Here is a 7,403-nt window from a genome sequence, read left to right as displayed (position 1 = left end):
GTTTTGTTATCCGGTTTGAAGCCGTATGACCACTCCCTTTTGTGGGCAACTGTCAGGTGAATACCATCTCCATACACCCTAATCTCTGCACTCGGGGTGACAAACTAACCGATGACCGGCATTCGTTGCCATCCAGCGTTCTGCTGGTTCCCCTGATTAAGGCCTTGAGTGCGGCGCTGATAACGCCAGGCCAGCAGCAAGGGCATGCCAAGCAGCAGCTGGGCCGCCAGCGGGATCTCCTCGATGGGGGCCGCCAGTGCACCCTCCGGGATAATACCCCCCTCAATCTCGGCCGCGAGTTTCAGCTCCAGGGCGCTGCCAAAATCGGCGAAGGTGGTGGCGTTGATGACGAAGGCATCCTCGCCGCCGGCGATATTGTTCAGATACCAATCCTGCAGCACCCCATCGGGGTAGTCCTGGCCTATGGTGATGCCGTTGATGGTGTCGATGCCGGAGGCGAGCAGCTGATCCCGTACCGTCGAGGTATCCAGCCCGGCATTCTGGATCCCGTCACCTGAGACATCCATCACCTGGCGCGTGGCGGTAAAGTCGTTGGTATCGAACTGCAGGGCGCCAAATTGCATGGCCGAGCCCGGCGCCGTCATCCCCGAGTAGGGGCGTGTCAGGGCGTCCAGGGTGGCGGCAAACTCGTTGATGGAGGTCATGTCATAGAGGTAGAACCAGTCGGTCATCACCGCCTGCTGGGTCGAGCCGCTCCACATCACCATCTGCACGGCGATGGTGCCCAGCTTGCCGTCGCTGGTATCCAGGATGGCGTCTTGCACCGCCTGGCTGTAAAACGCATCCACATACCCCTGCAACTGCAGGTTGAACTCTGACGCGCTGACGCTACCCGACACATCCATCAGCAGTTGCAGCTCGGTATCCACTTCGGTCAAAGCGTAGGCGGGGGCGCTGACCAGCAGCATCCCCACCAGCCCTGCCAACGGTTTTAGTCTCATAACTCACTCCTTCTCCTTGGGGCCTGGCCCTGATCCTCAGTGCCGATGGGGAGGATGAATAAAGCGTGCCACTTTGCAGGGATCAGCAGCAGGCATGAAATTTGCGGTCTTCGCACAGGATGAAAACGAACAAGTGCGGGGTGAGGCGATGGAGATCCGTCCCTGGCAGTGGGCGCCCAACTGGTTGCTGTTGGGGCTGCTCAATCAGTGGGCCATGGTGTGGCTCAATACGGGCCACTTCAACCTGCTGGTGGTGTTGCTGATTGCCATCTGGTGGCAAATTGCATCGCGGGTTGCGCCAGCCTGGCAACCTGGCCGCGCCGCTCTGCTGCTCTTCTCGCTGCTGCTGTTGATCCCAAGCGCAAGTTGCAAGGCGCTGGCCTGCCTGCTGCTGGCCGCGAGCCTGTGGCGGCGCCAGCAGCCTTGGGACGAGCGCGCCGCGCTGCAGATAGTGGTGGCCTTCACCCTGGCCGTGCTGTGGGGGCAGCAGCTCTTTGCCCTCTGCTCCGGCCCCGTGCTGGCGCTCGATGCCTGGGGAGTGGGCCAGTGGCTGCAACTGCTGGGGTGGGAGACGGTGCAAAGCGGCAATCGCATCGAGCGGGTGGGGGGCCACGCCCTGATCGTGCTCAAGGGCTGCTCCTCGTTTTCCCAGCTCTATCTGGTGGCGCTGGCCTGGCTGGTCTCCTCCTGCTGGCTCGCCCCGGGGCGGGCGCTGCACCGGCAGCTGCCCCTGCTGGGGCTGGTCTTGCTGCTCTACATCGGCAGCAACCAGTTGCGGCTGGTGCTGATGAGCCTGGATCTGCGCTGGTACGGCTGGCTGCATACCGGCACGCTCGCCCAGCTCTACCAGTGGCTGGTGCTGTTGTTGCTGATGACACTGCTGTTTCGAAGGGGGCGCCATGTCACCACCGATTAGGGGTTATCTCTGGCTGGTGCTGCTGGCACTGGCCTCCGCCAGCGCCATGGGGTGGCGCTATCAGCACCGCCAGCCGGTGGAGGGCGCGCGCCAGATGCTGCAGGAACTCCGCCAGCTCGGCTGGCAGCGGCAGGGGGCCAGCCCCTTGCTGGGGAGCACTTATGTCGGCTACCGGCTGCGCCACCCAGATTGTGGCGGGGTCTTGCAGGCGATGGCGGTGGCCCCGGATCGGGAGGCCATGTCGGTACGGCTCGCAGGCAAAGGCCAACTGCAGGGGGTGATGTTTCGGGGGCAGTGGCACCCGGAGCCGCCACTGCTGGCCTATCGGCTCAATCAGGGCTGGCACAAGCTGTGGGGTGACGCGCCGGCCCCCCTCTATCGGGTCGCACTGCCTGCGGCCTGTCTTGCCCTTATTGCGCCTGGCGAGCCTCGCTGAGAGGGCTCGCCGCGTCGGCGGGCAACACCCGGATCAGCAGGCTGTTCGGGGCCAGCATGGGGTCGTAGCGTGGTTCGAGCTCGATGGCGCGGGCACTGAGCAGGCTGGCCAGCTTGCCAAGGCGGCTGCTGGCAAGGCGCGCACTCTCCAGCATGTCGGTCTGCGGCCCGGGGCCGCTGATAAGGGCTATCTTCGCCGGATCCCGCTGGCCGAGAAACTGGTGCAACTGCTGCTCCTGATCCGCCGCCAACATCACCGCTTCCTCCTGATAAGTCAGCGACAGCTGGGCCTGCTCGGCCAGCTGCTGCTGGCGCAGTTGCGCCAGCATGGGGAAGGGATCCTCAGTGGGCGTCTGGCGGGCACAGCCACTGAGTAGCAAAGAGGGCAGCAAGGAGAGCAGCAAGGCAGGCAACAAGCCTGCGGCAAGCTTGATGTGGCGGGGACGACGCCCGGCACTCTGGCGCCCAAAAGCCTTTATGTTGGTGACGTTCTGATGCGGCATAAGCTGGCCAGTCAGGGGGATGAATTGGCTCCAGTTTGCAATGTTTTCAAGCGCTTGGCCAGTTGTTCAATCTCGCCGCGAAAGCTGGCCCAGCGGCTGGCGGGGAGTGCTTCGGCCTGCTGCCAGCGGGTGGGCACCGCCTCGCGCAGCCGCTGCAGCAGCAGGGCTGCCTCCACCTGTTGGCGCGCCGCCTGCTCGAGCCAGGTGAGCCAGCGCAGATCCTCGATGCCCTGTTGCAGCAGCAATAGATCGTAGGAGAGGCGATGGGCCTCGCAGGCCTGCGGGCCCAGCAGCAGAAAGTCGCTCTCGCGCCCGTCGGTGGGGTCGTAGGGCAGGGCGGTGGGCATGCGCCCGTGCCACTGCAGATAGCCCTCGGCCCCGCTCTGCCAGAGGTAGAAGCCGGCGGCGCGCGGGGTGCCGAGGTTGTAAAACCAGGGGGCGGCCCCGGCGGCCCTCACCCGTTCCACATCGGCCTTGTCGGCGCCAAAGCCTGCGTTGATCAGGGCTATCTCCACCTCGCCAAGCAAGGGCGCCTGGGCGGGGTGGTTGAAGTGACCGGCCCGCACCACGGCCGGATCCCGCCGCTTCATCTCGCGGGCCATGGCTTGAATGGCAGGCAGGGCGCCAAGATCGGGCTCGTCAAACAGGCTCCAGGCCAGGGGGGGCAGCCCTTGGGCGCGAAAGGCCGCCTGGCGCTGCTGCCAGGCATCGAGCCGGCTGTTGGTGTCGCTGCCCCAGCGCTTGAGGGAGGCGTAGGCCAGCAAAGGGGTGTGAAAACCAAGGCCGATGGCCTCCTCCTGGGTGGTGCGCATCCCGGCTTCATCCTGGGGCAGGGCGGGGGCCACGCCGCTTATCCCAAGCCCGGCGAGCCGCGCCAGATCGCAGCGACTGGCGGCCAGCTGGGCGCCGGCCAGCTCCGGGCCCTGGCCGAACCAGCCAAGGTAGGGGGGCGTGTCGAGGTAGATGCCGACCGGTTTGCTGGCGGCGGGCAGGGTCAGGGGCAGCACCTCGACCTCTAACGGCAGCTGTACCAGCTGCTGGTGGCTGAGCAGCTGGATATTGCCCTGATAGCGCCCCGCCGGCGCATCCCGCGGGATGGGAAGATGCAGCACCAGGCGCCTTGGCACCCCGCGCTTGAGGGTGAGCCCAGCCACCCCCTCCACCAGCTCCTGATCCGAGGGGAGCAACAGGGTGCCGCTCGCCTGGGGGCGCACCAGATGCCACTGGCTGTGGTAGGGGGTCAGCGGCAGGGTAACGCCGTTGGCCGCTGGCGGCTGGATCACCAGCAGGGGGGCGGCGTCATCCTCGGGCGTCTCGATGACGAACTCCAGCAGCAGCTGGCTGCCCCGGGCGGCCAGTACGGGAGCGGCGGGGGTTGCCGGGCTGGCCCTGGTACTCAAGGTCGGTTGCCCCTGCGCGATGGGGGTCAGGGTGAGACGAGCGGGGGATTCTGGCAGCGAATAGGGGGCCAGGGCCCACTTCTCCGTAAAGAGCTGACGCTGCTTGGCCAGCACCAGCCGGGTGGCCTCGGCTAGGGGATGAGGGTTAGCCTTGGCGTCAGCCTGCTTGTCCGCCGCCGGATAGGGGGCCAGCAGCAGGCCGGAGAGGAATTTCGCATCCGGCGAATTGCCCCCCAGGGTGAGGGTGAGCGGGCCGCCCGGGTGCTCGAGCACCAGGCTGACCGGCCCCCCCTGGCGGGCACCAAACAGCTGCCAGGGGTCGGGATTGGGCAGCGCCTCCTGCTGCTGGCCGGCGAGATAGCGCTGGGCCAGCCACTCGCCCGGCTGCAACCGCTCGGCCCAGACCGGCTCGCCATCGATCAGCACGCTGCGCTCGAGGGGATGGGGCAGGTACTCCCACTCGCCCGGATCGTCGAGCCAGAGGGTGAGCTGGTAGCGCCCCTTGGGAACGTTCAGTCTGACGCCGTCGAGGTTGCGCAGCCCGTCGCGGATCAGCGCATCGCCGGAGGGGCGCAATATGGGGCTGGGGTGGCCAAGCAGACGCGGATCCCCCGGCGCCAGGGTCTCGAAACCGGTGAAGCGAGGCGAGTCGCTTGCCCCCAGATCGAGGGCTATGGTGCCGGTCGGCAGGGTCAGCCCGGGGGACCAGTACCAGCGTGTCAGGGTGAGCGGCGCCGCCCCGTCAGCCATGAAGAGATAGAGCTTGGTGAGCTGGTCGAGGGCCAGGGCCCTGGGCTGGGCGGTGCGCCAGTCGCTTAAAGAAAAACGCAGGGTAAAAGGGCCCGGGGGGATGATCCGCTCCAGATTGACCCGGCTGCGGTAGTTGACCGAGGCGGCGTCATCGACCCGCAGGATCAGGGTCTGGGGACTGGCCGCGGGATTGTGACCCTCGATCACCAGTTCATCGTCCGCCCCGACGGCCCAGGGCAGGCGCTCGAAGGTGAGCCGCTGGGGCGTCTGCTCGCCGCTCAGTGGCAAGGGGGTGGGGCCATCAAGGCGGCTCGCCGCCAGCGCAGTGCTTCCTATTGCCAAACTTCCCATTGTCAAACAGAGGGCCGGCAGGCTGAGGGTGAGCAGGCTGAGTACCCGTAGCCAGCATGTTCTGTGCAAACGCGCCGCCAGCCAGATCATCAGAGCAGCCCCGCCAGCCAGTTTTTCAGCTCATCGGCCCTGTGATCCCAGCTCTGCTGCGCCACCGCCTGCTGGCGACTCTGGCGCCCTTCGCTGCGAGTCAGTGCTTCCCACTCGTAGCGCTGGAACCAGTCCTGGGCGGGTGCGTCGAGGGCGGCACGCTGGATGGCCTGGGCCAGGCTGTCGCCCGGGCGGGGCAGATGCACCAGCGCCCGATAGCCGTCCAGCGCCGGAAAATCGGTGCTGACCACGGGCCGGCCGGTCGCCAGATACTCGCGCAGTTTCAACGGATTGCAGGCCCTGATCTGGGCATTGTCGACGAAGGGCAGCAGGCTCACCTGCCAGTGCTGGGCGTAGGCGGCCAGGGTGTGGTGCGGTCTGGGGCCGAGCAGGTGCACGTTCGGCAATCCGGCGAGCGGGCTCAGATCAGTCTGCCTGGGCCCTATCAGCACCAGATCCCAGTGGGGCAGGGCGCGGGCGGTCTCCGCCAGCAGGGGGACGTCTATCCAGTCGCTCAGGCTGCCGTAAAACCCGGCGATGGGGCGCCTGCTCGGCAGATCCGCTGGCCTGGGTTGGGGGGGCATAAAGAGCCCGAGATCCACCCCGTGGCTCAGCAGCCGGGTCTTGTGGGGGGGGAAGCGGCTGGCCAGCGCCGGACTGGCGGCGAGAATCAGGTCCGCTTTTTCTACCAGCCTGGCCTCGCAGCGGGCGATGGCGGCGTGATCCACCCCCGCCAGGGCCGAGAAGTCGTCGCCGCAGTAGTAGATCACCGCCCGCTCGCCGAGCTTGCCTACCAGATCCACCGCGCTTGGCAAGGAGATCCAGAGCAGCGGCTTGTCGAGCTCGGGCAGCTGGCGGCGGATCTGGGCCGCCAGCCAGTGGCCGTTGATCCGCCCCGCCAACGGGTTGCCGGGCAGGGGCAGCGCCAGCGGCGGCATCACCTGGGGCGTCGGCCCGCTCTGGATGGTGGCTGACTGCGCCTCGCCCTTGGCCGGGCGGCGCAGCACGGCCCCCAGCTTGCGGCCGAGCCGGCCGAGGTCGCGCACATTGAGGCGGGGGCGGCGCAGGCCGATGGAGTTGACCCAGAGCACCCGATAGTCCGGCAGCAGGCGTTTGATGAGGTGCTGGGTGCTGGAGGGGTGCTGACCCCAATCCTCCCCCAGTACCACCAGTTGGGGCTGTGCGCTCGATGGTTTCATGGCTGTTTCTCCTCACTCGGGCGGCTGGCGGCACTCTCTGCCAGCGCGTCGCGGCAATCTTGCGCATCAAGGGGGCGCAGTACCCGGGCCGGCACCCCGGCGGCCAGCACCCCGGCGGGCAGGCTATGGGTCACGATACTGCCGGCGGCGACCACGGTCCCCGCGCCTATGGTCACCCCCGCCATCACCATGGCGCCGGTGCCGAGCCAGACATCGTGCTCGAGCACGATATCGCCGACCTGCTCGTCCCGATCCGGCAGCCCCCGGGCCCGCTCCTGGGCATCCAGCGGGTGGCCAGGGTAGCCCGCGAGAAAGGCGCGCCCGGCGATGCGCACGTTGTCGCCGAGCACTACTTTGCTGCCCACCGCTATGGTGGTCTGCCAGCCGATGCCGACGTTGTTGCCAATCCTGAGAGCGGGCCCCTTGCTCGAGGGGCGGCCGCTGATGGTCATGGCCGCAGAGAGGCGACAATCCGCCCCGATGTCGATCGACACGGGGCCGCTGATAAAGGGGATGCCGCCATAGAGATAGAGACGGGGGGCGGGGGCGCGCAGGCGGGACTGGAACAGCGGCGTCCACCAGAGGGTGCGGGCCAGGGTGGCGAGTGTCTGGCTTGCCAGCCGATAGAGACGATAGAGCAGGCCGTGCAGGGGCGGGATGAGCGGAAAGCTCCAGCTGCGGGCCCCCTTGGCGAGGCGCCACAGCAGGCGGGCCAGCGGCGTCTCTCCCTGCTTGGCCCAGGTTTTCATCCGGTACAGGCTGATGCTGTTCATGGTGTGCTCTCCCTTGGCTCTGCT

The 7,403-nt window shown here is 67.3% G+C and carries 7 protein-coding genes; 2 read left to right on the top strand and 5 right to left on the bottom strand.

The genetic code is table 11. The features are described from left to right. Positions 1 to 104: 104 nt before the first annotated feature. Entirely contained in the window at positions 105 to 962 is an 858-nt protein-coding gene (locus G5134_RS20695; RefSeq protein WP_065017050.1) for a DUF1194 domain-containing protein, read from the bottom strand. Positions 963 to 1,056: 94 nt separating this feature from the next. Here G5134_RS20695 and G5134_RS20690 point away from each other — a divergent pair, with 94 nt between their 5' ends. Together G5134_RS20690 and G5134_RS20685 are read left to right on the top strand one after the other, a co-directional pair. Then, positions 1,057 to 1,878 carry a hypothetical protein gene (locus G5134_RS20690; protein ID WP_065017051.1) on the top strand — a complete coding sequence of 274 codons (822 nt, stop codon included), beginning with the start codon at positions 1,057 to 1,059 and terminating at the stop codon, positions 1,876 to 1,878. After that, the gene (locus G5134_RS20685; protein WP_065017052.1) at positions 1,862 to 2,314 is read left to right on the top strand and encodes a hypothetical protein; all 453 of its coding nucleotides are present in this window, start codon (positions 1,862 to 1,864) and stop codon (positions 2,312 to 2,314) included. The genes G5134_RS20690 and G5134_RS20685 overlap by 17 nt, the downstream gene beginning before the upstream one ends. Here G5134_RS20685 and G5134_RS20680 read toward each other — a convergent pair. The 4 genes from G5134_RS20680 to G5134_RS20665 form a co-directional block, all read right to left on the bottom strand. Further along, positions 2,289 to 2,816 carry a hypothetical protein gene (locus G5134_RS20680; RefSeq protein ID WP_024941682.1) on the bottom strand — a complete coding sequence of 176 codons (528 nt, stop codon included), beginning with the start codon at positions 2,814 to 2,816 and terminating at the stop codon, positions 2,289 to 2,291. The two genes, G5134_RS20685 and G5134_RS20680, sit on opposite strands and share 26 nt — an antisense overlap. An 11-nt stretch (positions 2,817 to 2,827) precedes the next feature. Next, entirely contained in the window at positions 2,828 to 5,317 is a 2,490-nt protein-coding gene (locus G5134_RS20675; protein WP_065017137.1) for a hypothetical protein, read from the bottom strand. 89 nt (positions 5,318 to 5,406) lie between these two features. Beyond that, positions 5,407 to 6,606: a glycosyltransferase gene (locus G5134_RS20670; protein ID WP_065017053.1), complete on the bottom strand. Its 1,200-nt coding sequence runs from the start codon at positions 6,604 to 6,606 to the stop codon at positions 5,407 to 5,409. Further along, a complete protein-coding gene (locus G5134_RS20665; protein ID WP_065017054.1) occupies positions 6,603 to 7,379 on the bottom strand; it encodes an acyltransferase in 777 nt (258 codons plus the stop codon). The genes G5134_RS20670 and G5134_RS20665 overlap by 4 nt, the downstream gene beginning before the upstream one ends. Positions 7,380 to 7,403 lie beyond the last annotated feature (24 nt).

This window comes from Aeromonas sp. 600276 (assembly GCF_049175815.1).
Taxonomy (GTDB): Bacteria; Pseudomonadota; Gammaproteobacteria; order Enterobacterales; family Aeromonadaceae; genus Aeromonas; species Aeromonas dhakensis.
Note: the sequence above shows the minus strand (reverse complement) of the source record. Positions and strands in the feature narration are given on the sequence as shown.